This window comes from Pseudolactococcus insecticola, assembly GCF_011170065.1.
Taxonomy (GTDB): domain Bacteria; phylum Bacillota; class Bacilli; order Lactobacillales; family Streptococcaceae; genus Pseudolactococcus; species Pseudolactococcus insecticola.
Genome location: NZ_BLLH01000011.1, coordinates 63,714 through 88,988, shown reverse-complemented (window position 1 = coordinate 88,988; position 25,275 = coordinate 63,714). Strand labels below are relative to the sequence as shown.

Here is a 25,275-nt window from a genome sequence, read left to right as displayed (position 1 = left end):
CATCAGTACGATCAGCCCATGCTTTAGGTGCGTTTGTACCTGCAATACGGTTAGCTTTGTATTGTGCGTATGCGTCAGAGTCCAGACCAGCAACTGCTTTAAGTTCAGCATATTCTGGTGTGCGTTTGATTTCAGCAGTGCTCATTTTAGCGATTGATTTAGTTTCGATTGTGTTAGACATAGTGTTTTCTCCTTTGGCATTATAGCCTTAAAAATGCTCTTATTGAGCTAGTGATGTGCGATATTGTAAGACGTTTTTGCCTTACATGTTGATTGAAAAGGTAGCTTTAGCTATCTTTTATTCTTTTTAGAAAGAAAATTTTGATAACCTTCTTTCAAGTTTTAGAAAGGTGCCGATTTATCGGTCACCTTTGTTTTTGAACTTATCTTTTAGTTTTTTCCCAGAAGATAATGAAACAATTGTTGGAAGAATAGTTGACAGAAAAACTTGTCAGTTGTTCTTTCAAGCAAAAAAAGAGAGGGCTTTTGCCTTCTCTTTCATTATGGGTCTGTTGCGCGTGATTGGTTAATCGTGGATCTTGCGAATGAATCACCTTGTATTTTGTTAATCATTTTTTTGCTGTGAAATTAGCCATTATCCACCCAATCTTTAATATCGTCAGATACTGTTTCAGGCAATATTAAATCTCCGTGTTCACCAATATTTCCACGAACAACAGCTTTGTTGTCAATCATCATTTGAACTGCTTTTTCAGCACGCTTGTCTAACGATTCAGCTACTACCATGCTTTTTCCTCACATTCTTTCTGTCTTCATCTCAAAAAATAACTTTGATGCTTTTCTCACCATATTTGTTAAGCGTTAATGAAAAATGTTCCTAAGGCTTATATTTGTAGACATTAGAGCGTTTGCCAACATATAGAGCAGTGATGGTGAAAATTTGATTTTCTACTTTAGTCATTTTCGTCTATTCCAAGCATTGACCACATTTCTTCATGCTTATATGTTTTGAAATTGTTCTTTTCCCAATTTCGGTACGCTTCTTCGGAAATTTGATAATCCAGCAAGTCCTCTAGCTTTTCAGAAACTGCTTGTTCTATGAATTTTGACGCTGCCATATGCTGTGCTTTAGCGTATTCATTAATGTTATTCATTAGTTCACTATCAAATCGTCCAGACGTTGCATGAATTGTCATTGAAAATACCTCTTTTTCTTCGTAGTCACATATTACTACGTTTTGCAAAATGATGCAACTAAAAAAAAGACAACCTCTAGGGCTGTCTTTTAGATTATTTTTTCACAAAGCGTGCAAATAATCACCTCTACCAATTCTGAATGCAACATCTTCAAACCAATCGTTCAAAGACGTTGCATGAAAAGATTCTTGAAAATCAAAAAATTCTTTGCTGTTTTCTTCTTCGAATTGTTCTACTTCTGCTAATAATTCTTCTTCGATATACATTTTTTTGTCCTCCTTAAGACATTTTTTAAGTTATTTTTTCAAACATTATTAAGGGATCACTTTAGTGATTCCTTTGCTTTTTGATTAACTTTCAGTTAGCATTACCAGTACCCATTTCAGGTGCTGACTTCAACCAACTAACATAAGTACCATTTTTAGCCATAGTTAAAAGCTCATCTTTTTGCTTAACACTAAAAGATAAACTGTCAACTTGACTTTTAAGCGTGTCTACTTTAGCCTTGTAGACAATTTCTTGTTTTTGGATTGCATTGTCGTAATTACTTTTAGCAACATGATTGTTAGTTGCTTGTACAGCGATAATTGCAAAACTTCCCGTAAGTAGAATTGCAAGGGTTCCTGAAAGTAGACGAAGTTTTCCTTCAGTGTTCAGCATTTTAGATTTGTTTGATTTAGACATAGTGTTTTCTCCTTTAGCTTTAAAACGCTCTTATGAGCTAGTAATGTTAGATAGTTTTCAAGCTGACTTAAGTCAGGATGAAATCCTGACAGTCTTTTCTTATATTTTTTTGCAAAAAAAAAAAGCTAATACATGTTGTATCAACTTTTTTCTAGTTATTGTTTGTCATTTATTTGAAAAACAGCCCTTGCAATATTTAGCACTTGATTAAGTCCAGAAAAACACACTGCTATTTTGGACAAATGTTAAGAAAGAAACCACGCGTTACAAAAGCGTAAAAACTTGTATAGGCAGGAATTGCCTTTGGTTAATAGCCGTAACCTCTGCACTTCTTTTAGAGAAGTGTAAGTCAGCGGTGTTCCCAGAAATCTGTTTTTTCAAGTATTATATCGAACAGTTTAGTTAATTTAGCAACGTCACCGAATACCGTGCCGTCCATGTATAAATTGTAAATCTCATCGTCCGTAGCAACGTCAATGTCAGCGTAGTAGCCTTTTTCGAGTGCTAGCGAACGAATAACTTCTCGTTGTGTCCTGCCGTTACCTTCACGGAAAGGGTGCATATAATTTAGGTTATCTAAGATTTCAGCTAAAGATTTAGCAATTTCCTGACGCGAGTTAACTCGATTATGAAAATCAGCAATCAATGAGTCAATATACTCGATACCGGTATCAAAAGATTGAAGTGGCATGAATGCGTTGCCCTCTTTTGAGATATTTACTTTTCGAAGTTGCCCTGCCCATGTATACATATCACCAAAAATGAAGCCATGAATTTTCAGGACATCATCTAGTTTTCTAACTTTGATAGGTGTCAAAATTAGATCCAAACCACGCAACCTAGCCAGTCTATATTCTTTTTCATACGCTTCGTCCCCGTCCGTAATAGTGAATTTGTTAATCAACACCGCTGAATCGCGATAAGTGTATTCATTATCGGGATCGAGATACTTGTATTCTTCATAGGATTTTCTAGCCATTTTGCAACTCAGTACGCTTGGTGAAAATATATTCTTTCAATTCTTCAACGTCTTTGACTATAGGAACCCATCCTTCAATCATGCTAGAGCTAAGAACGTACCAAACACCACGAAAATCTTGCCTGTTTGTAAATTTTACGCCCATGATGGTCATGTTCTGTTTATCTACATCTAGTGTCATTATGTTACCCTCCTTTTTTTCTATACCTCTATTATATCAAAAAAGGCAAATTATTGAGCTAGTCAAGCTGAATCACGTCAGGATGAAATCCTGACAGTCTTTTTCATAGATTTTTGGTATGAAAAAAAGCTAATACATGTTATATCAACCTTTTTTCTAATTATTGTTTGTCATTTTTCTAGTTTTTGTTTGTCATTTTTTGAAAAACAGCCCTTGCAATATTTAGCACTTGATTAAGATAGTCATCTGGAAGTGATTCGATGAACTTTGATTCTCTTTGCTTATAGTCAATTGCAACAATCTGGTCAAGAAGGATTTTCCCCGTTGTTTTAACTTGTGCTGGCAATTGGAGATAGAAAGGATAGATTCTTGCAGTGTTGCTAATTGGTGCAAAAATTGCTATGTTCGAATATTTGTCAACTGTCTCATGACTAAGATAGACATATGGACGATAACCTTTTTGTTCATGCCCTACTTTCGGATCAAGATTGATTTTGATAATATCACCTTGTTTTACCATTTTTCGTTTCCTGTCTGCTCAAAAACGAATGGTTGTGCTTGAAAAATATCTCCGTTGTATTCGTGAAATAATTCTTCGATAGTAACCTGTGATTGCTTGACATGTTTTTTTAGAATGACTTCATTTCCTGATACATTCATATCTAGTTGCTCACCCTGCTTAAACTCTAACGTATCAAGAATTGTCTTAGGTATTCTGATTCCAGTCGAATTTCCCCACTTGTTTAGTGTTACAGTTGTCATTATATTCCCCTTTCATGTATCTACATTGTATCATCATTCCCGTGATTAGTCAAAAGATAGAAAAAGTGGTATGTGCGGAAATTGCACACACCACTACGCTTATGATGCTGAAAGAAAAAACCAATACAGGAGGTTAGTATTGGGTTTCAGATATTGTTTTTTTAGAATGAGCGTTTAGCCATACGACTAGCTGGCACTTCTGCATTAAGTGTCGCAAAAGATTGTCCTTTAGCAAGTACAGGACGAGTTTGTGGTGAAACACGTGTATAGCTCTTGTCACCTGATTTTTCTTGGTAAGTTACAACGTTTACTGGAATACCTGCAAAACTTGCAAAATCTCCGCCTTCTGCTTTGTGTGCGCTATATGCTTGAGACCATGCGTTAAAGATATGTTTAACAAGGTTGCTATCTTTGCGAAGACCATTGAGGTACACGTTTTTGCCTTCAGGAGTTCCCAAGACCATATTAACGTAGATGTCAGAACGCAATACACGTTGACCGTCAATTGTAATAATTGAATCAGTTTTGCCGTGAACAAAGTTGAGAGATTTAGCAATTACGCGGCTACGTTGTGTTCCGTTTTCAACTTCAAAATATTCGTTGAACAATGTATCAGAAATTTTTTCAGCATCAGTACGATCAGCCCACGCTTTAGGTGCATTAGTTCCTGCAATACGGTTAGCTTTGTATTGTGCGTATGCGTCAGAATCAAGACCAGCAACTGCTTTAAGTTCAGCATATTCTGGCGTGCGTTTAATTTCAGCAGTGTTCATTTTAGCGATTGATTTAGTTTCGATAGTGTTAGACATAGTGTTTTCTCCTTTGGCATTATAGCCTTAAATTGCTCTTATTGAGCTAGTGATGTGCGATTGATGCAAGACAAGATTTTTGTTTTTGTTTTGTCTTACATGTTGATTGAAAAGGTAGCTTTAGCTATCTTTTATTCTTTTTAGAAAGAAAATTTTTGATAACCTTCTTTCAAGTTTTAGAAAGGTGCCGATTTATCGGTCACCTTTGCTTTTGAACTTATCTTTTCAGAATCAAAGTTTTGTACTACTTTCTGTACAACAAAAAAAGCAACTGAACTTCACGCTACTTCTTTCTTTTGTGACTATTTCTATAATTATTCTTTTTAGTATTTCTGTAAATATCCTTTTTAGTATTTCTATAAATATTTTTTTGCGGCCATCTATCCTTTCAGCTTATCTTTCACATAGTTTCCAGCAGCCAATCAATGATATTTAATTGTTCTATTCCTTCTTGATTATATGCGCCCGCGTCCTGTGTCAATAAAATTTTTCTATAATTATCCTGAATGCTAGCAAATGCTCGTACTTCTCGTTCATAGGTTTGTTCATCCTCAACGGTCAGAGAAACTTGAAAATATTCCGTTATGCCATTTTTTTGAGCAACAAAATCAATTTCATATTTAGCTATATCTCCGACAAATACTTGGTAACCCCGTCTTAATAATTCTAAATAGACAACTCCTTCTAAACGATGCCCAAAATTTGGCCGCTTATTTCCTAAAAGCACTCTTCTAAGAGCTTAATCAACTGGATAATATTTTGAGTTGATTGACAAGTACTTTTTACCTGATATATCATAGCGGTCAGCTCTGAAAAATAAACCGTTTTTCTCGCAACCTTGCTAAATCTGATAAATATGAATCTCGTTTTATCATAAGTACCTCTTTCGAATTGATTCGATTTCTATTGATAACTATACCATGAATCGAAACAATTTGAAATTTGCAAAACCCAAATCTTGATGAACCATTCATCTCACGCGCATATGAATATTCGTTCCTTTTAGTATTTCTATAAATATTCCTGTAAGTAATTCTATAAATATCCCTTTTAGTATTTCTGTAAATACATTTTTGAGTATTTCTATAAATATCCTTTTTTAGTATTTCTAAAAATAATCGTTTAAATATTTATATAAATATTCTTTTAATCATTTCTATAAATACTTTTTTGAGTATTTTTTATAAATATTCTTTTTAGTATTTCTATAAATACATTTTTGGATATTTCTATAAATATCCCTTTTTTTATTTCTACAAATATTCACTTCATGTATTTCTATGAAACCTTTTAAGCCTTCTAGCTGGCTGTACTAGTTTCGCATAACGATGCTTAGCAGCGTAGCTGCTAACTAATTATATTTTTTAGATTGCGTTAGCAAAACAAAAAACTATTGTTTTGGCGCGTGAGCTTAATTTCTTTTATATTTTATATTTTATATTTTTCGCAAAATTTTTTTGGTTAAAAAAAGGTCACATCAATGTATGATGTGACCTTTTTTCGTTTTTTCTATTAGCCCTTCCAAACGTCGTATACTGCTGGATGCAAATTTATAACTTGTGGATTTTCAGCGTCAAATTCCTTTAACTTTTTTTCAAACATTTTTGCCATGTTTGAATATGTGCTTCTCAGTATAGGAAAAGGAGATTCTTTAGCTACTTTTTTATCATTAGCTATTTCATCTACTAAATTTTTGCGTTTATTAATTAAATAATTTGTCTGTTGCTTGTTTTCGTTTGATTCTTGGATGATTCCTGAATCAGCGACTGGGTCTAGCGCCTTTCCTGCTCCAGCAGCATACCAGCCAATGCCTTCGTTTCGCCAACCGTTTTTAATCAGATTTTGTTGCTCAGCATCACTTGTTGTGTAGTTGTGACTTCCTGCCTTAGCATTTTTGTTGTATGCTCTTAGCACTTTGATTGTCTTTTTATCATCGCTATACCAACCGATACCTTCGTATCTCCAACCTTTTTTGACAAGCATATCTTTTTCATCTTTGCTGATTGTATAATGGTGATCACCAGCATTTTTATTATACAAACGGTAGACAGGCGTATTTGAGTGTGTTGGTGAAAACCAACTTATCCCTTCATAATACCACTGCCAACTGCCTCTAATGATTGAATTACGTTCGGCCGTACTTGCCGTATAGAAATGTTCCCCAGAGTATGCATTATAAAGGCGATACATGGGTTGAGTCGTGGGTACAGCCGTAGTCGTTGCAGATGTTTGCGTGCTACCAATCAGCAAGCTAGCACCAATAAGTAATACGGCAAGAGCGCTTGCAATAATACGATGTTTTTTAGTTGTTTTCTGGATTTTTTCCAGAAGTTTATTTTTAGTTTTCATAGTTAATTTTTCCTTTTTCCTTTTAGGTTATTTTGTTTTCCAATTTCCAACCTTAATTGTACCATAAAAATTACAATTTTTTGTGATTTTTTAGTAATTTTTTGATACCTATTTTGAGCTATCATGTTTTAAAAAAGGGGGACTCTTGTCCTCCCTTTTTTTAGCTTTCAATAGAAAGCTAAACGGCTTTGAGCTTGCTCAATAGCCGATATGCTTTTAGAATTTTCTGTAAGTATGAAAAAAAAAAGACGAAATTCGTCTGTTTCTGAATTGACTAGATTAAGCAAGATGTAACTTGTCACGAATGGCATCCGCAAGTGTTTGAGAAAAGTTGATTCCTTCGCTAGTTGCTGCCTCGTTAATGTAAGCAGGGATTGACAAAGTTTTCTTGACAGGTGTTCTATCAAGCGCTCTTTTATAGCTGTCAGGGTCAATATCAACCATCGTTACAATATTTGACTCATCAGCTGTAAAGGCAACTTTTCCAGCATCAGGTAAAGGATTGTCTAGTGAAAAAGTACCGATATAATCTCTCGCCATCACAATCGCATCTGCGAGACTAACACCTTGTGTGTAGCCGTCAAGATCAGGAATATAAACTAAATATTTATAATCAGTTTTTTCTTTGTCATCAAAACTGATGACCGTAGGGAATGCAAGTAAATGAGACATGAAAAACTCCTTTCAGATCACAGGCGTTTATAGCCCGTTTCGTTTGAGTATCGCTTTTGCAAGCCGTTCGTTAATTTCCGGGTGACGTGGAATTTGTTCGTCCTTCTCGCCGTTAGTCCAGACATCATGATTGCCGCCGTGGCGTTTGATCCACCAACCACCTTTGACGAATCTTTTTTCTATATCTCTTTTCTTCATGTTTTGCCTTTCACTAACTTATTATTATTATAACACGTATTTTATACGTCGTCAACAAAGAGACACATGAATATTACGTGAAAGTGCCAGCCAATTCATGCTACAAAAATATGAAAAAGCAGACAAATTCCGTCTACTTCTGTACATTTCTCGTTTCTTTCATAGCAGGGTGAAACAAACTGAAAAGACAAAAAAAGGAAAAAAGTTAATGACTTATGTTAGTGAACGCTTTGTTGATTGCCTTGTTTTTCAGATTTGATTTGATGATTGACTGACTGTTTGCTGTGCTATCAGAATTTCTATCAATTTCTTTTTCAGGTGATTCTTTTTTTTCACTATTTTCAGTTGTTGCATTATCAGCTGATTCATCCATAAGGCTCTCCGTATCGTCTGGCAGGCTTTTAACAGTCTCTTTGTGGAATTCTCCGTCAGAGGCATCAAAATCTCTTATAGCGCTTTCTGAGAGCTCCTGTGAGGGGAGCTGAATGTTTTGCGTTAAGTCCACATACTGAGTAGCTGATTCGATAAGCTCTCCCATAATGTCCTGTGTGATGTTTGGAAGTTTGCTTATATAGTTATTTAGAATGATTTTTATTAGCTGATCTGGAAGTGATTGGTGCTCAAAAAATTTGAAAAGCTTTTCGTCGTCATTTCTTTTAACAGATAATTTGATGTTAAGCGTATTTCTTTGTCGTTTTCTTTTAGTTGCTTCTGCCATGTTGTAGTTACCTTTTCTTTGAAGTGAATGTTTGTGAGTGTTTCACGTGAAACATTTCCAGCTTTTAGCTTTAACTTTAGCTTTTTGCTATCTGAAAGTTATTCTACAAGAAAATGTACAGATGTCCTAGACACTTTCACCTATTAATTGCTGAATCAAGCATTTTTTTAAACTCTTCATCAATCTTTTCACTCGCCTATAATAAAGTAGTACTTAATACTTTATATCAAAGCTTCTTTATTGTAGTTTTTAACTACTTTAATATCTGATTTTATTAGCAGCAATACATAAGACAGAGTAGTTATCAATCTTTGTTATAAAGTAGTTACTTAATACTTTATATCAAAACTCTTTTATTGTAGTTTTTAACTACTTTAATACCTGAACTTAATAGCAGCTATACATTAGACAGAGTAGTTATCAATGTTTGAAATATAGTAGTTACTTAATACTTTATTTCAAAGCTCCTTTATTGTAGTTTTTAACTACTTTAATATCTGATCTTATTAGCAGCTATAGATAAGATAGAGTAGTTATCAACCTTTGATATAAAGTAGTTACTTAATACTTTATTTCAAAGCTCCTTTATTGTAGTTTTTAACTACTTTAATACCTGAACTTATTAGCAGCTATACATAGGACAGAGTAGTTATTAATGTTTGATATATAGTAGTTACTTAATACTTTATTTCAAAGCTCCTTTATTGTAGTTTTTAACTACTTTAATACCTGAACTTATTAGCAGCTATACATAAGACAGAGTAGTTATCAATCTTTGATATAAAGTAGTTGTTTAATACTTTATATCAAAGCACCTTTATTGTAGTTTTTAACTACTTTAATGTTAATGTCCATGTTCATGGGATTTCTATATTAAGTCTTTACAAAACAGACTAATAATGGTATCCTATAAATACTTTTACTAAAACGAGCGTAAAGCCCCTCATTTCAATGGGGGGATGTAAGCATGCACTACATTAATAATTATTTCTTGCTAGCAGGTCGCCCACTCGCTGCTTTTTGGGTTCTTTGGTTCTTAATATAGTTTGCGACAGTATCACGTGACATATCGCCTAGTGTACTCATGAAATAGCTATTAGACCAGAGATGCCCACCCCAGAGCTTCTGTTTAGTTTCAGGAAATGCTGTAAACCATAAGCGTGCTGAAGTTCCTTTGAAAGATTTAACTATACTGGTAGGTGCGTATTTAGGCTTGAAACTGATTAACATATGAACATGGTCTGACATAACTTCTAAATTTTCAATCTTCACCTCATTGTTTTTTGCAATATCGTAAAGTATTGTCTTCATCTTTAGGACTTGCTCTGGCGTTTCAAAAATAGAACGACGATATTTAGTTACCCAAACTAAATGAAAATGAAAATTATAAACGTAGCCACGTTCATGAATTGGTTCTCTTTTCTTTGACAAACGTAATCGCCTACACGACATTTTTAAATGGCATGCTCTTTCTTTTTGGTTATTATATGATATAATAAAGTATACCATACGAAAGGAGAAAAAAGCAAATGCAAAAATTGAAAGCTTTCAAATTACGGCTATATCCCAATGCTTCACAAAGAGAACAGATTGATACTACAATCAATCATTCACGCTATGTTTGGAATGAAATGCTTGAGATGCAAAAAGCTCGCTATAAGAATAACAAAAAAGCTAAATTCATCAATGCCTTTGGCATGGACAAAATACTTATGGTATTGAAACAGGAATACAAATGGCTAAATGAAGCTGATAGCACTGCTTTGCAAGAGACGAATCATCAATTAGCAGATGCCTATAAGCGCTTTTTCAAAAAGCTAGGTGGACAACCGCAATTTAAATCTCGTAAGTTCGCACGTAAGTCTTACACGACTAAAATGGGAATGAGCTTAATTGATGACAAACATATTAAACTAGCTAAATTAGGCGCAGTGTATTTCAAGGCTAAGGCTATTCCAAATGGAAAAATAAAACGAGTTATAGTACGTATTAGTCCAACAGGGAAATACTATGCCATGGTCTTAGCTGAAACAGAAATTAAGCCTTACGACACAACTGGTAAGTCGGTTGGTGTAGACCTTGGTTTAGCTGATTTAGCTATTCAATCAGACGAATACAAACTACCTAATATTCGTTTTGATAAACAGTTAGCTAAAAAGAAACTTTACTGGGAGGTACGATTAGCTAGACGACGTAACAGGGCAATACAAGTGATACACAACACCCAAAAATTGACTGGGCAGGAATTGACACTTGATGATTTTAGAAACTATGCGAGAGCCAAACATATGGTTGCTAAATACTCAGAAAAAATTGCCAATCAACGATTAGACTACTTGCATAAGTACACCACACAATTAGTCAAAGACTATGACATGATTGCCATTGAAAAACTCAAATCAAGTAACATGATGAAAAATCATAAACTTGCACGGGCAATCGCCAACGCGTCATGGTATAAATTGAGCGAGATGTTGGCTTATAAAACTGAATGGTATGGTAAAACGTTAATAAAAATCGACCCGAGTTATACAACTCAAGTCGACTATGAAACACAAACTGTCATTAAACATGATTTGTCTGTTCGCAATTACACTAACAGTTTTGGGCATCTAATTGATCGAGATATAAACGCAGCGAAAAATATTTTGGAGTGGGCATTAAATCCAGAAAAACACACTGCTATTTTAGAACAAATCTCCAGAAATAAAACACGCGTTACAAAAGCGTAAAAACTTGTATAGGCAGGAATTGCCTTTGGTTAATAGCCGTAACCTCTGCACTTCTTTTAGAGAGCTGTAAGTCAGCGGTGTTCCCAGAAACCCGTTTTTTCTAAGACGGGTGATTCATTTTAAGTAGTATATAATGAAAGATTGGAGAATATATGTCAGCCCAAACCTACGTAGTAGGAAATTTTAAAGGTGGAGTTGGAAAAAGTACCTGCGTCCAAATGCTGGGCTTTGAATCTGCATCCGCAAAAAAAAGAAAAACTTTAATTATAGATCTCGACCAACAAGGAAATACTTCTGATGTTATGCGAATAACTCGAATGGTAAACCGCGAAGAGAACGAACCAATAGAATATTCATATACAATATATGACGTACTTATGAGTGATATAGACCCTCATATGGCCATCTACAATATTATTGATAATTTGGACATTATTCCAGCTAACGCATTATTTGAAAACTATGCAAATGAAATTCCTCAGATGTTTTCAAAACGAATTGATCAGTTCAATTATTTCGTGAGTAAACTTTCCTTTTTGAAAGATGAGTACGATGCTATCTACTTAGACGTCCCACCTTCTATGTCAATTTTTTCTCAATCAGCAGCTTATTTTGCTGACTGGGCAATCATTGTTTTACAAACTCAAGTTATGTCTATGCGCAATGGTCTTGAATACATCCAGTTCATGGAAGAAACTATGTATGGTCAATACAAGCACCCAATCCGAGCAGCGGGTGTTATTCCGTTTATGCTTGAAAAAGATGATGCTATTGATAAAGAAGTGTATCAGCAGGCTCAAGAGTTATTTGGTGAACATCTTTTAAAAAATGTAGTCTTCAAAAACAGTCGACTAAAAAGATATTCTGGTTCTGGCATCACTTTAGAAAAGAAAAAAGATGGTGGTTTAAAACAATGGGACAAAAAAACCCACGACTTATTTATCGGTATTCTCGATGAATTAGATGAACATCAGACATGGTTTGCATAAGAAAGAGAGGATAACAAAAAATGGCAGGTTTACAATCATCATTTTTGTTTGATACTTCTAGGAAAAATCCTCTTCCACACGATGTTGAGGATCCCGAAAAAAAAGTTAAAAAACAGCAACCAAGAAAAATATCTGACAAAGAAATCTCAAAAGCAAATTCAATTAAAAGAACTCCATCTACCCAACAAATTGCAGAAAAATCACCTATTCGAGAGTCTGAAGATTCAGCTTCAAAAGTAAACCCAGTGATTTCAGCAACTAATAATACCATTAGCAAGAAACAATATTCCTCAACTGGAATAAATAAGGGGGTTCAAGGTAGACCCATTTCATATTACGATCAAACTTTAAAATCAAGTACGCCATTAAAAATTTCGGCTCTATTGAACTCTATTTTAAAATATGCTTCTTCAACAATATTAGCAGGTCAAAGTAAAAATGAAATTATGATGACAGCTATCACTAGATTGATTGTCCAAAATTATAACATGGAAGATAGAGAACAGCTTTTTAATTTCGTCATAAACGATTTGGAAATATATCGAAATTTACATCCAACGACGGAAGTAGTAGACGAAGCTGGAAATGTAATTAAGACGGCCGAACAAATTGAAAAAGAAACATATACAAATTTAAAGTCTGACTGGAATCTTTTGGAATGAATTCTTTGGCATTGCCAGCTCAGCTCAACTTATATTAACAATCCAAGAACTACCTTACGGTAGTTTTTTTTTATCATTTAATCTACATTAAGGTAGAACATAAATATAATTATATAAGGTAGTTGATAACTACTAAAACTACTTTATGTACAAACAAATATATTTAATTACAATCTTTATTATATTATTTTTTCTTTTATTGCCGTTATACCGCTATTTTTGTCGGTAGTTAATGTAAATAATATTTAAAGTAGTTCCTAATTACTATAGTTAAGAACTACTTTAAATATTTTTTTTATTCAAAAAAATTTTTTTATTGACTACCTTAAATTAGGTAATAAGTTTTTTATCTACTACCTTTATTATTTTTCTGTTTGTAACGTGACAATGTGTGTGTTATATTGAATATATAGAATTTGATGAAAGGAGGTGTTAACCTTGAAAGGCAGTGAAATTTTAAACCAGTCAAATGAGTTTGTAATTATTGATACTAATTATCTTGCTTTAGTCTTCACTCTCGATGAACTTGTTTTCTTACACAGGCTAAATTACTGGATCCAATCTAAACTTAAAACTCAAAAAGACACTGGCAAAACAGTACTCGGTTGGAGAGAAGACGAACAAAGAATGTATGTTTTCAAAACCGTTCGTGCTAGCAGCTCGTCGGGCATGCAGTCATGGCTACAAGATTTCCCATTCTTTTCAGAGTCAACATTTTTACGTATGGTAAAACGTCTCGTACAAAAAGGAATACTTATTACTGGAAATTTCAATAAATTTGGAGCTGACAGAACCATTTGGTACACAATCAATTTTAACAAATTTGATGAATACTGTGATGAACAAATACCAATCAAATTACGTGATGTGGTAATGCAAGAGGTTCGCTGGTACCTTGATGACATATTCAAATCAAAAGACGATAAATATGAACAGCTAACTCATTACAGAGAAATTTCATCCCTCAAAAAAAATGTTTCACTAACTAAAAATGAATGTGAATCAAGATTAACTGATTTAAAAACGTCCTCGAAAAAACAAAAAGATGATTTGATAAAGCAAATTGATTTGATTTTGAAAGATAGTGACATTACTGTTAAAGAAGACATAGCAGTAGCAAAACAAAATATCATAGAGACACTAGAGAATACGTTTGAATCAGCTACTATTGATGGAGAAATCAGATTGACAAATCCATCTAGTCAAATTGACAATATCGAAATTATCAAATTGACTAATCCTATTAATCAAATTGATAATAGTGATCTTAGCAAAGTGAATAACTCAGCAACTTTTCAAAATGACAATAGCAATAACCAAAGAAATTCAAATATTACTCAAAAAAGTTCTTCAAAAAAAGATGATGATGATAATAAAAAAGAGATAGCTAAAAAAATTGATTTTGAGATTCCAGAAGTCAAACAAATTTTATTGGCAAGCCTGCAAGATGGTATTTTATCAAGTTTGAAAATTTTTGACATTCTTTCTGATGCTTTAAACGAGTCTTTGGCAATACTAGATTTTAGTGAGTATAAGACATCTAGAATAAAGTCAGGAAGAAATTGGGATAGTTTTCTTGAGCTTGAGCTTGTCTATAAAGAAGCGCTTGAAATTACGTTTGAAAGATACAGAGGGCTTGGCAATGCTGAAACTGGATTTGTTCAATACTTAGCTAAGGCAATGACTTCTAGGGTAAATGTAATTGCAAAACAAAGGTACTAGAAAGCGGCTATTAAGCTGCTTGATAATAGTTTTCCAAACACCCCCCCTATTTTTCGTACTTCTGGAATTATTGCAAGTAGCTATCTGAAAGTTATTCTACATGAAAATGTACAAAAGTCCTAGACACTTTCACCTATTAATTGCTGAGTCAAGCATTTTTTTAAGCTCTTCGTCAATCTTATTACTTGCAGCGTCGTCTTTATCAGCATAGCTTACAGCATATCTGAATGTATCAAATTTAGTAGCGTATTCTAATAGCATACCATATCCGATAACGTTTCCTAATGCTGCGTCTCGCAATAGGCAAATGTCAATATGTTTTGCAGATCCCATTTTTTCTTTTAGAAAATTTCCCGTGAATGCGCTGCTTTGATTCTGCATGTGGTCTGCTATGTAGAAAATATGCTTATATGCGTTTCCAAACTTTTTGGAAGATGTGCTTTGTCCATTCCTGTCACTTATATATTCGACAGTGCTTCTGATAGGGATTTCTTTTTTCCAGATTGTTGGTGCGAAATGATCTTTATGCAGGTCGTCAAAATTTTTGTTAAAGTCCATTTGTCAGTTTTTCCTTTGCTTTTTTTTCAGCTCATAGTTTAATACTACTACGGAAGAGCTAAGGTTGTCAATTTTTTGACATATTGCAAGCCACAAAAAAATAGTGCTACAATTTTTTTTGGAATGAGTGGTGAAATGCTTGAGCATGATGCGCGTGAATGGTAGTTGGCCTACAAATTTTGTCCTGTGCTTTGTGCCTGCGCAAATTAATGTTCTTCGTTGGTTCATAGAAAACTTGTTTTGATTCACTGATTTTTCTATTGGCTTTTGGTAATGAAGAAAGAAGTGACAGAAATCAGAAATGAAAAAAAGGAAAAAATTCCCCTCCGAAAATTTCTAAAATTCAAAATTGATTTTTGAAAAAAATCGACTTTGTTTTAGATAAAGTTATAAAAGAGTTATATCTAAGTTATATCTTTAGTTATATATAGTTATAGAGCGCTGGGGATGGCTGGTATCACTGGGGTTAGAGGGTGATGAAGTTCCGAATGTCTGTAACGAAGTTCCGAATGTCTGTAACGAAGTTCCGAATGTCTGTAACGAAGTTCCGAATGTCTGTAACAGTACCCGTAAGTCTGTAAAATTCTGTGGATAACTCAGAAAAGTCAAGAAAATGGTTGCTTTTGGGCAAAAAAACATTCTTTTTTACAGATTTATGGAACTAATAAAAAAAGGAAAAAATCAACCTACTTTTAGCTACTTTTTGATATTTTAATTTTGAAAAGTCTGTAAACCCTTGAAGATAAAGGGTTTGCAGGTGATTTTTTATTTTAATTTTTAGAAAAACCTAGTAAGTGAGTAAAGAGCGTGATGGATGTGTAAAATGTGCTATAATAGATTCATCAGAGAAATATTGAAAGGAAAAAATATATGATGTTTCAAGAAAAAGAGCGAAAAAAATTACAAGAAGTTATTAAATACGAAAGACAAATGCCTGCAATTTTTGATTTTGGCGATTTGACCGCTAGCGAAGAAAAAATTACTTATTCAATTTTAGGTGAACTTCGAGACAGATTTTATACGAATGAAAAAGCTGAAACGTTTAGTAGATTCTATTTTAACGAAATCGCATTATTGGCAGGTAATATACAGAAAAGAAATGGTATTGAATATGGTAATCTTGATCAAAAATTCAAAAAATCTATAGATGGATTTTTAGATAATTTACAAGCTGTTTATTATTTGGTCCCTAAGTTGGATAAAAATAAAGAGGTTATACCGAATAGCTATAAACGGATTCCTTTATTTGCGACTTTAGCAAAAGATTCTCAGGAGAAATTCATTGAAGTGAAAATATCCGAAGAAATCTATCAAAGAGAAGTTTTAGATGATTTTGGTAATGTGCTTGTGCCTGAAAAAAGAGTCATTGATTTATTTAATAGTATCAATTGGGCAGATACGCAGTATTTAGAATTTGGCAGAAAAATACATAATTCCTTAAAATCAAAGTATTCGATGAGGTTATATCATTTATTAGCGGAATTTAGATCTACTGGCTGGATAATTAAACCTTCTAAGTACATTGAAGAAGATATTTTAAAATTGAACACGCCTGCTAAACGAAAAAAAAGAAATGCTATTATAGATAACGCAGTAGCAGAACTTAGTGAATTAAAAAATGAAAAAGGTGATAAAATTTTTGAGTTCATCAATGTTACTAAAGTTGGTACAAAAAAAGATTATCAATACCGATTTGATTTTTCAAAGTTCACTTTAGATTTACCAAGAAATGTTAAGGAATCTGGTGGTCAGCTTGAAAAAGTTATGAAAAAAAATCAACAAAAAATTGATTTCATGGTTGTCATGAATAAATTTAATTTAGTGTTTTCTGATCCTATAACTAAAATTAATCCTGCTAATACTAAAGCTAATCAATCTACCTTAAAACGATTTTTAGAGGTAATGGATGCAGACGTCATCGTTGAAGCGCTTGAAAAAACTGGTGTCGCAAATAAAGGTTTTGGATACGCTGTTAATATATTGAAAAACTGGCGTGATGTTCAAAAAATAAAAACTTTTCAGGATTTGCAAAAATATAATGCTGAATATTTTCTTGCGAATTCTGAAACTCAAAAGAAAGTTAATGAGTTACGAAACGACACGCACAAGGTTATAGATATTACAGAAGAAAATGCGCTTATTTTAAATCAGATAAAGGAAGTTAGTATAAGACTAAATGATGTTTCCTTAACAACTTTTGAAAAATCTGAATTAGAGAAAACAAGAGAGTTTCTTATGTCAGAGTTGTTTGGAACTTATTGACTGCTGCAATATCCTCTACTTCATCTTCGTGTGCTTCATGGCTAAATAGAAAATATCGAAAGGAAAAAGGAAAAAAATATATGATTTTTGAAGAAAAAAAAGGAGAAAGATTTCAAAAAGTCATCAAATATGACAAACAAATGCCTGCAATTTTTGATTTTGGCGATTTGGATGCTAATGGCGAAAGGATTACCTATTCAATATTGGGAGAACTGAGAGATAGTTTTTTTACGAGCGAAAAAAATGAAACGGTTAGTAGATTTTATTTTGACGAGATTGCTTTTTTAGCAGGTAATATACAGAAAAGAAATGGCAGTAAATATGCAAGAGTCGATGCTAAATTTAAAAAATCTATTGATGGCTTTTTAGATAACTTACGAAATGTTCATTATTTAGTTCCTAAGCTAGATAAACGGATTCCTTTATTTGCAACTTTAGCAAAAGATTCTCAGGAGAAATTCATTGAAGTGAAAATATCCGAAGAAATCTATCAAAGAGAAGTTTTAGATGATTTTGGTAATGTGCTTGTGCCTGAAAAAAGAGTCATTGATTTATTTAATAGTATCAATTGGGCTGATTCACAGTATTTAGAATTCGGTAGAAAAATACACAATTCCTTAAAATCAAAATATTCGATGAGGTTATACCATTTATTGGCGGAATTTAGATCTACTGGCAGGATAATTAAATCTTCCAAGTATATCGAAGAAGATATTTTAAAATTAAACGCACCTGGTAAACTAAAAAATAGAAACGCTATTATAGATAAAGCGGTAGAAGAACTTAGTGAATTAAAAAATGAAAAAGGTGATAAAATTTTTGAGTTCATCAATGTTACTAAAGTTGGTACAAAAAAAGATTATCAGTACCGATTTGATTTTTCGAAGTTCACTTTAGATTTACCAAGAAATGTTAAGGAATCTAGTGGTGGGGTTGAAAAAGTTTTGAAAAAAAACCAGCCTGAGTATTTTCGTGCAAATTTTCAAATTCAAGATGAATTTAGTAATGAGCCGTATAATATCATAGATATTACAGAAGAATATGCGCTTATTTTAACTCAAGTGCAGGAAGTTAATACAAAACTTAAGGATGAGCATTTAACCAAATTTGAAAGAACTGAATTAGAGAAAACAAGACGGTTATTTATATCGGTCTTGTCTAAGATATAAGCACTGCTAGACCGCTATTGATTCATGAAAAAAATCTAAAAGAAAGCAATTAGAAAGAAAACTTCTAGTTTTTTTTTTGATAAAAGTGACGATTAGTAGCAAATCAGTAAAAAAGTGGGTTGGAAAGTTTTTCTTAATAATGTATCTTGTATAGTGAATCTAAAAGTTGAAATTTTTAAGTTGTGCTTTAAGTGATTGTTTATAGCTGATTTCTTAAAGTAACTAACTGAAAAAACAACTTCGGATAACATATTACAAAAGAAAGTGGGAAACTTCCATGAAAAAACGATTTTCAGGCTCTGTTTCTGATAGTAAGTTTCGACCGTTAGTTGCTGTAAGTGGTAGTACAAAAGCAGTTGCTTATGCCTTAGGTGGTGCGGCGGTTGTTGTTGGTGCTGCAGTAGCAACTCTAACAGTTGATACTCCAACAGCAGCAGCAGATACAACTATTACTTACGACGGTTTGGGTAATACTTATAATTTACCAGACCAGCAAACAGCTTATAACGCTGCGCTTGCAAGATTTCAAACTGCTCAATCAGAAGTTAATAGTTTGAACGCACAAGTTGCTGACTTGCAGGCTCAATATCAAGCAATTATTGATAAAGCCATTGCTGGTGGTCTTACTCCTAGTTATTCTGGCGATGATGTTTCGTCATCTGATAAAGGTGTGATTACAATCGGTGCGTCAGATACGATGGATACTTCTGTTACTTATCAAGAAGCACAAGCTAAACTCGATCAGTGGCAAGCACAAATGACGAAAGCATTGGCTGATGTCACTGCAGCTATCAATCAAATTAAACAAGCGGATTCGTCACAAGAAGATTATGCAGCTTTGCAAGCGTTGGTTATTGATTATAATAACAAAATCACTGCTGATGCAAACAAGCTTAACGTTGAAGCAGGCTCAATGGTTGCTACGTATAACCCAAGCACAACAGTTTCTGTATCGACAGCAGCAGAAGCGCTTGCTAAGTTTAACGAAATTGATGCTCAACTTGCAGCTCAACTTCAAACACAACTTAACAACGCAGTTGATGTCACACAAGAGACTATCAGTCAAATTAATATGGGTATCTCTATGAATGCTAAAACAACTGCTACAGGATTATCTCAAACTTATGGCGACCTTACTGTAACGGTCACTGCTAATGAATCTAGCAAAACAATTACGCTGACAGATGCTAATGGCGATGGCTCTTATCAAGACGATTTGCAAAAATTTCTTGATAGTGAAAATGCTAGCATTGCAGCTCAAAAAGCAGCTATTCAAGCAAAAATTGCGGATAAATCTGCTAATGCTAATGCACTAGATGGTATCTATGATGTTATTTCAAACGATTTAACTAATAAGCAACAAGTTAATCAATCGCAGAATGATAAAATTGTTTTGGACGCCGCAGATGTGCTAGAAACAGCAAAATCAACAGTTGAGCAAACTAACGCCTTAGTTGCGGAAGCTTCTAAAAAAGACGATGTTGTCAATAACATTAACAGTATCATTGAAAAAATTTCTAAAAAAGATACTGATTATACGCCTTACGATCAAGCACCGTTAGAAGTATCAAAAATTGATGCAACAACAATTATTGCAAACAGTGATGATAGTGATCCTCAAAATGATGCTCTATATGATCTGTCAGGTGATACTTTAGCTGAAGCGCAAGCGACACTTGATAAAATCACTGCTATTGTTGCCAACCAATCATCAACTATTGCTGAAAACCAAGCAGCTATTGATACAGCATATGCGGAAGTTGAACGCTTGAAGAAACAACTGGCAGATTATCAAACAGCTTATGCAGCTTATCAAGTGGCCTTTGCTAAATATGTTAAAGACGCTGCGGCATATGCTAAGTTCTACGGTTATGCGTTTGACGCTGATGGTAATGAAACACAAACTGGTAGTGGTACAGGAAGTGGTGGCGCAACTGCAGATGGCGTTACAAAAGTAGCAGATGTATTGGGTGAACCAACTTATACTGTTAATAGTGCTTCTAAAGATACCGTTTCGGCAGCAGTTTCACAAATCATTCAAGATACTGATCTTAATATGGATCAATTTGATGGTATTACTAAAACAACTGATTTTAGTAATATTGCTTCAACAGCGACATTTAGCAGTGCTTTTTATAGAGGCACTGGCGCTGGTGATATTGAGAAGATGCTGACTAATACGCTGACAGGAGCTGGTGGTACCGTATGGCAGGCTGAGCCGGGGTTTGCTAATAATGTGGCTGCCCAGGAAGCACTGGCTGGGTATAGGGCAGCTGAGGATAGTGATGATAATATCAAATCCCCAGATTTGGTACTTAGAACAATAATTTCAGCTAGTACTATTATTAATGCAGCCAATGCTGGTATAACTAATATTGATGTAGGAAGTGTGACTTTTCCAAATGCGATTGTCTATACAGATAAAGACGGCAATATTCAAAGAGCAGATTTTACAACTGAATTGTATGTAACAGTTCCTCAACAGACTGCTGAATATATGGCGATGGCTAGTAACTATATTACTCCAGCATTGGTAGTGCAATATTCTATAAAGAGTTATGATACTGATTCTACTACTTCTGGTGAAGAAGGTCTTGGAATTTCAGTTTGGGCAATGATTGCTACAGACACTATGGTTGGTTCTGATGGCACTACTGGAACTACCATTAGTGGTTCAGTAAACGTTGATGGAAATTCTGCTGGCAATGTATCATCTACTGGTACTGGGAAAGCTGTTGGATCAGCAGGTGGATTGCTCTCTACTTTGTCTACCTCAGGTGGTCTTATGCCAGGAACATACGGTGTAGGGGGAATTTTTTCAAATGACCAAGTAATCGCAATAGCTGTAAACCCAATCGAAGGTTTACCAATAATTTGGGGGTCTAATAAAAATGTTTTGATAGCTCAGTCTTATTCAGATATTGATGCAGGGCAATCTGTAAAATTATCTGATGGTAGGACTTATGGTCTTGTGTTTATGGATGGTGCTGGTTATCAATCAAGCGTTCCAGGAGTTCCTAATACAGATAATCAAATTTATTTTACCACTAAAGTTTCAAACAATTCTGGTACGTCAATTTCAAACACAGGTTTCCTGCAGTTAACAAACACGTCTTCTCCTCAAAATTCTATCTGGTATGATTTTATAGCTAATGATACTATTTCAGGACAAGTAGCATCTATTCAAGCAGGGTTCTTCGGACAAGCATATACCTTAGCACCACCAATGCCAGTGTTGCCACCCGAGTTACCAGATGTTACTGCAGCAAAAATTGAACTTGAAAAGTTTGAAAAATTCATCGCGAATATTGGTAGTGCTGATCAAGCAAACTATTCAATTACTTACGATACAGCAACGATTCCAACTCCAGATACGTTACAGACAACTTATACATTGCTGACGCCAACAAATGAAATAGAAAAACCACCAGTTGTAACTGTAAATCCAGTGATGGCACAATTTAGTACAACACCAGTGTTTACTTCTAATATTCCAGATATTGAAGATTTTGGAACGGTTGCTATCAACGTTGATATTAAGAAGAATCTTAAACCGCTTAAAACAGTTGTTGTAGAAGATGCTGGTAGTCAAGCTTTAGAATTATCTATAAAGACAACTTTAAAACCTCTTGATAGGGTTGTTACCAATGATTATGGTGGACAAGCGATACAAGTTTCTAAAAGTATTACTTTAAAACCACTGACACCGCTTGTTACAGATGACCTTGGTAGTCAAGCTTTAGAGATTTCTAAAACAATTAATTTAAAACCTGTGGCAACACAAGCTGTTATGGACGCTGGTAGTCAAGCTTTATCAATTATCGAAAAGACAAACTTGAAACCACTTCCTGTACTGGCTGCACCAGTAACTTCTGATAGTAAGACTTCGACAACTTCTACAAGTACAACGCCGACATCTATAACTGATAATAAAACTACTACAAGTGTGACTTTAAGCAGTAATGCAACTGTCAGTGATATTGTCAATGCAGTTTTGACTAAAATTGGTGAAAAAGCAATTCAAGAAGCTAATTTTGACAAGCTGACAGATTATGTTAAAACAGCTATTACAAAAGTGCCTGATGGTGTGACTAATGTTCCACAATATATACTGGATAATTTAACACTGAAAGTGACAACTGTAGATGATAAAACACAAACAATTGCTTTGTCAATGGTTTATCCAGCAGTAGCGACGCCTGTAAGTACATCTACAAGTACGCCTGTAACTGCAACTATGGCTGCGCCTGTTAAACTTGATCTATTAACGAACGTTATTATCATGGCAAGCAATCCTGCTAAATATACTGGTAATGTAAGTAACTCATTACCATTCATTCAAGCAGAAGCTGCTGTAAATAATGCTATAACAAAAACTGTTACAAATGATCTAACAAGACAATCGCAAATTGATATTTTCAATGCAGTTTACGATTTAGTTTCTAAAGGAACGCCCGTTAGTGATGTTACGATAGTAAGACTTTCAAATGGTACGGTTTCAGTTAATGTTACTGATAAACCAGTTGTTAGTATTCCTGTTAAGGTAGGGGATTGATATGATTGAAAAAAAGGTCACGCTTGCGCGTGACCTTTTTGAGCTACATAATCATTTGCATGGTGATTCATTTTACAGGTTTTAAATTTCTATACTGTGGATATTTAGCGTAAAGTTCATTTAATTGTTGCGTTATAGATGGGATGTATTTAGTTGATGGAAGTTCATGTCCATATTGTTCTATTTCATTTTTTCTTTGTTCTAAAAGTGAATTAACTAAGTTTGCATAATTTACTTCTTCTTGTGTTTTATAATAATGTATGGCAGAAAAATCATAATACTTACCTTCTTTTTTACCCTGAAGAATGATAGTATCTAGGTAAAAACGTTTAATATCTTCACTTTCATTGATAATTTGATTCTCACTGGTAAAAACACCTTTTTCATCTTTTTCATAACGAAGTTGTTCTATTCCTATACCAGTACCAGCAGCATACCAGCCAATGCCTTCATTTCGCCAACCATTTTTAATCAGATTTTGTTGCTCAGCATTACTTGTTGTATAGTTGTGACTTCCTGATTTTGCGTTTTTGTTGTAGGCTCTTAGCACCTTGATTGTCTTTTTATCATCGCTATACCAACCGATACCTTCGTATATCCAACCTTTTTTGACGAGCATATCTTTTTCATTTTTGTTGATTGTATAATGGTGATCACCTGCATTTTTATTATACAAGCGATAGACAGGCGTATTAGAGTGTGTTGGTGCAATCCAACCTACCCCTTCATAGTACCACTTTGATTTAAGAACAAGGGAATCACGTTCAGCTTTATTTGCTGTATAGAAATGTTCTCCAGAGTGTAAGTTATATAGGCGATACATGCGTTGAGTTGTGGGTACCGCAGTAGTCGTTGCTGACGCTTGCGTGCTACCGACGAGCAAACCACCACCAATAAGTAGTACTGCAATAACGCTTGCAATAATACGATGTTTTTTAGATGTTTTCTGGATTTTTTCCAGCAGTTTGTTTTTAGAATTCATAGCTATAAGTTTTCCTTTTTTCTTTTAGATTAATTTGTTTACCAATTTTCAATCTTAATTATACCATAAAAAGTACAATTATTTGTGATTTTTTAGTATTTTTTTGATAGCTACTTTGAGGTATCATGTATGAAAAAAGGGGGACTATTGTCCTCCCTTTTTTTAGCTTTCGATAGAAAGCTAAACGGCTATGAGCTTGCTCAATAGCCGATATGCTTTTAGAATTTTCTGTAAGGAAATACTTTTTTTAGAATAGGTGAACTGGAAAAAAAGGTCACATCATTATGATGTGACCTTTTTTGACTCTATGGTGACTCACGCTTCTAACTTTTCTAGAAGAGCTTCAGTTAGCGTTTGAGAAAAATTGATTCCCATTTCCTTAGCTCGCTTATCTGCCCATTTAGGAATTTGTAAGGTTTTTTTTACAGGTTCATTCATTGTTAGATATTCATTTAAATCAACTGAAACAAAGGATACAAACTGTTTTGAAGAATCAATTTGTATTGAATTTAAATCAGAGGGATGTGGCAAAGCGTATCCCTCTTCAATTAAATCAGCTAACATAATTCCCAAGACGTCCGAAGCATTATCAAGCACCTCAGGAATATCTTTTCCTTGAGTTGCAGTACCATCAATATCTGGAAAATATGCTCCATAGCCTACTGGGTCAATTTCAAAAACTGCTGGATATACTTTTTTTAACATTTTATCCTCCATGAATGAGAATAGCAGTGGCTTTATAAGCCTACTGCCTGCCTTACAGATTTTTCAACTGTCTGCGAAATTTCTTTGTCATGAGCTGTTAGATTGACAGGCCTAGGATACCCAGGCTTTTTGAATTTCCTGTGTGAACCTTTTCCCGCACCTCTAACCTCAACGAAACCAGCTTTCAGAAGTAATCTTTCGGCTTCTCTAACTGTCATTGGCATCTAAAGCTACCTCCTGACTATTTCATTATACCACGTACTATACGTAGTGTCAATAATTGTGCTTGCTCAATAGCCGATATGCTTTTAGAATTTTCTGTAAGGAATCATTGCTAAGTTCACAATAGAAAAAAAGTGAAAATGAAATCTTTGAGAAGAAAAAAATCAATTTTTTTTGAAAAAAATAACGATTAGTGTTGTTTTAGGA

27 protein-coding genes are annotated in these 25,275 nt (G+C 34.1%); 7 read left to right on the top strand and 20 right to left on the bottom strand.

Features of this window, described 5'->3' with window-relative positions:
• The 16 genes from Hs20B_RS08790 to tnpA form a co-directional block, all read right to left on the bottom strand.
• A partial coding sequence (locus Hs20B_RS08790; protein ID WP_172357662.1) for a hypothetical protein occupies positions 1–181 on the bottom strand: 181 nt, incomplete at its 3' end.
• 407 nt (positions 182–588) lie between these two features.
• Complete coding sequence (locus Hs20B_RS08785) at positions 589–747, bottom strand: hypothetical protein (protein WP_172357660.1); 159 nt, start codon at positions 745–747, stop codon at positions 589–591.
• A 167-nt stretch (positions 748–914) separates the two neighbouring features.
• Positions 915–1,157 carry a type II toxin-antitoxin system RelB family antitoxin gene (gene relB, locus Hs20B_RS08780; protein ID WP_172357658.1) on the bottom strand — a complete coding sequence of 81 codons (243 nt, stop codon included), beginning with the start codon at positions 1,155–1,157 and terminating at the stop codon, positions 915–917.
• 102 nt (positions 1,158–1,259) lie between these two features.
• Positions 1,260–1,424 carry a hypothetical protein gene (locus tag Hs20B_RS08775; RefSeq protein ID WP_172357656.1) on the bottom strand — a complete coding sequence of 55 codons (165 nt, stop codon included), beginning with the start codon at positions 1,422–1,424 and terminating at the stop codon, positions 1,260–1,262.
• A gap of 91 nt (positions 1,425–1,515) precedes the next feature.
• On the bottom strand, positions 1,516–1,842 hold the full coding sequence (locus Hs20B_RS08770; RefSeq protein ID WP_172357654.1) for a hypothetical protein: 327 nt from the start codon (positions 1,840–1,842) through the stop codon (positions 1,516–1,518).
• A 349-nt stretch (positions 1,843–2,191) separates the two neighbouring features.
• Positions 2,192–2,821, bottom strand: coding sequence for a Fic/DOC family protein (locus tag Hs20B_RS08765; protein ID WP_172357652.1), 630 nt, complete (start codon positions 2,819–2,821; stop codon positions 2,192–2,194).
• Positions 2,814–3,002 carry a hypothetical protein gene (locus Hs20B_RS08760; protein ID WP_172357650.1) on the bottom strand — a complete coding sequence of 63 codons (189 nt, stop codon included), beginning with the start codon at positions 3,000–3,002 and terminating at the stop codon, positions 2,814–2,816. Before Hs20B_RS08760 ends, Hs20B_RS08765 begins: the two co-directional genes overlap by 8 nt.
• Before the next feature lie 178 nt (positions 3,003–3,180).
• Entirely contained in the window at positions 3,181–3,522 is a 342-nt protein-coding gene (locus Hs20B_RS08755) for a type II toxin-antitoxin system PemK/MazF family toxin (protein WP_172357648.1), read from the bottom strand.
• Entirely contained in the window at positions 3,516–3,764 is a 249-nt protein-coding gene (locus Hs20B_RS08750) for an AbrB/MazE/SpoVT family DNA-binding domain-containing protein (RefSeq protein WP_172357646.1), read from the bottom strand. The genes Hs20B_RS08755 and Hs20B_RS08750 overlap by 7 nt, the downstream gene beginning before the upstream one ends.
• Positions 3,765–3,925: 161 nt before the next feature.
• The gene (locus tag Hs20B_RS08745) at positions 3,926–4,573 is read right to left on the bottom strand and encodes a hypothetical protein (RefSeq protein WP_172357644.1); all 648 of its coding nucleotides are present in this window, start codon (positions 4,571–4,573) and stop codon (positions 3,926–3,928) included.
• Positions 4,574–4,973: 400 nt separating this feature from the next.
• Complete coding sequence (locus Hs20B_RS08740) at positions 4,974–5,300, bottom strand: ATP-binding protein (protein ID WP_172357642.1); 327 nt, start codon at positions 5,298–5,300, stop codon at positions 4,974–4,976.
• 785 nt (positions 5,301–6,085) lie between these two features.
• Entirely contained in the window at positions 6,086–6,922 is an 837-nt protein-coding gene (locus Hs20B_RS09655) for a hypothetical protein (RefSeq protein WP_191088439.1), read from the bottom strand.
• Between the two features lie 279 nt (positions 6,923–7,201).
• Positions 7,202–7,594 carry a type II toxin-antitoxin system HicB family antitoxin gene (locus Hs20B_RS08730; protein WP_172357640.1) on the bottom strand — a complete coding sequence of 131 codons (393 nt, stop codon included), beginning with the start codon at positions 7,592–7,594 and terminating at the stop codon, positions 7,202–7,204.
• Between the two features lie 27 nt (positions 7,595–7,621).
• On the bottom strand, positions 7,622–7,792 hold the full coding sequence (locus Hs20B_RS08725) for a type II toxin-antitoxin system HicA family toxin (RefSeq protein ID WP_172357638.1): 171 nt from the start codon (positions 7,790–7,792) through the stop codon (positions 7,622–7,624).
• 205 nt (positions 7,793–7,997) lie between these two features.
• A complete protein-coding gene (locus tag Hs20B_RS08720) occupies positions 7,998–8,510 on the bottom strand; it encodes a hypothetical protein (protein WP_172357636.1) in 513 nt (170 codons plus the stop codon).
• Positions 8,511–9,494: 984 nt separating this feature from the next.
• Positions 9,495–9,962, bottom strand: coding sequence for an IS200/IS605 family transposase (tnpA, locus tag Hs20B_RS08715; protein WP_172357634.1), 468 nt, complete (start codon positions 9,960–9,962; stop codon positions 9,495–9,497).
• Positions 9,963–10,039: 77 nt separating this feature from the next.
• On the opposite strand from tnpA, the gene Hs20B_RS08710 reads away from it, so the two are divergent.
• The 4 genes from Hs20B_RS08710 to Hs20B_RS08695 all read left to right on the top strand — a co-directional run bounded on the left by Hs20B_RS08710 (position 10,040) and on the right by Hs20B_RS08695 (position 14,615).
• Positions 10,040–11,242 (top strand): RNA-guided endonuclease TnpB family protein, encoded by a 1,203-nt coding sequence (locus Hs20B_RS08710; protein ID WP_228407536.1) that lies wholly within the window; start codon positions 10,040–10,042, stop codon positions 11,240–11,242.
• Between the two features lie 152 nt (positions 11,243–11,394).
• Positions 11,395–12,231 carry a ParA family protein gene (locus tag Hs20B_RS08705; protein ID WP_172357632.1) on the top strand — a complete coding sequence of 279 codons (837 nt, stop codon included), beginning with the start codon at positions 11,395–11,397 and terminating at the stop codon, positions 12,229–12,231.
• 20 nt (positions 12,232–12,251) lie between these two features.
• The gene (locus Hs20B_RS08700; RefSeq protein WP_172357630.1) at positions 12,252–12,893 is read left to right on the top strand and encodes a hypothetical protein; all 642 of its coding nucleotides are present in this window, start codon (positions 12,252–12,254) and stop codon (positions 12,891–12,893) included.
• Positions 12,894–13,331: 438 nt separating this feature from the next.
• A complete protein-coding gene (locus tag Hs20B_RS08695; RefSeq protein WP_172357628.1) occupies positions 13,332–14,615 on the top strand; it encodes a hypothetical protein in 1,284 nt (427 codons plus the stop codon).
• A 129-nt stretch (positions 14,616–14,744) separates the two neighbouring features.
• Here the strand turns inward: Hs20B_RS08695 and Hs20B_RS08690 are convergent, their stop codons facing one another.
• The gene (locus Hs20B_RS08690) at positions 14,745–15,173 is read right to left on the bottom strand and encodes a hypothetical protein (protein ID WP_172357626.1); all 429 of its coding nucleotides are present in this window, start codon (positions 15,171–15,173) and stop codon (positions 14,745–14,747) included.
• Positions 15,174–16,043: 870 nt separating this feature from the next.
• On the opposite strand from Hs20B_RS08690, the gene Hs20B_RS08685 reads away from it, so the two are divergent.
• From Hs20B_RS08685 to Hs20B_RS08675, 3 genes are all read left to right on the top strand, one after another.
• Positions 16,044–17,435: a replication initiation protein gene (locus Hs20B_RS08685; protein ID WP_172357624.1), complete on the top strand. Its 1,392-nt coding sequence runs from the start codon at positions 16,044–16,046 to the stop codon at positions 17,433–17,435.
• Between the two features lie 80 nt (positions 17,436–17,515).
• Positions 17,516–18,604: a replication initiation protein gene (locus Hs20B_RS08680; protein WP_172357622.1), complete on the top strand. Its 1,089-nt coding sequence runs from the start codon at positions 17,516–17,518 to the stop codon at positions 18,602–18,604.
• A 277-nt stretch (positions 18,605–18,881) separates the two neighbouring features.
• Complete coding sequence (locus Hs20B_RS08675) at positions 18,882–23,159, top strand: HlyD family secretion protein (protein ID WP_172357611.1); 4,278 nt, start codon at positions 18,882–18,884, stop codon at positions 23,157–23,159.
• Between the two features lie 67 nt (positions 23,160–23,226).
• Here the strand turns inward: Hs20B_RS08675 and Hs20B_RS09650 are convergent, their stop codons facing one another.
• From Hs20B_RS09650 to Hs20B_RS08660, 3 genes are all read right to left on the bottom strand, one after another.
• The gene (locus Hs20B_RS09650; RefSeq protein ID WP_191088438.1) at positions 23,227–24,141 is read right to left on the bottom strand and encodes a hypothetical protein; all 915 of its coding nucleotides are present in this window, start codon (positions 24,139–24,141) and stop codon (positions 23,227–23,229) included.
• A gap of 315 nt (positions 24,142–24,456) precedes the next feature.
• Positions 24,457–24,846: a type II toxin-antitoxin system HicB family antitoxin gene (locus tag Hs20B_RS08665; RefSeq protein WP_172357609.1), complete on the bottom strand. Its 390-nt coding sequence runs from the start codon at positions 24,844–24,846 to the stop codon at positions 24,457–24,459.
• Between the two features lie 32 nt (positions 24,847–24,878).
• A complete protein-coding gene (locus Hs20B_RS08660; RefSeq protein ID WP_172357607.1) occupies positions 24,879–25,070 on the bottom strand; it encodes a type II toxin-antitoxin system HicA family toxin in 192 nt (63 codons plus the stop codon).
• Between the last annotated feature and the right edge of the window lie 205 nt (positions 25,071–25,275).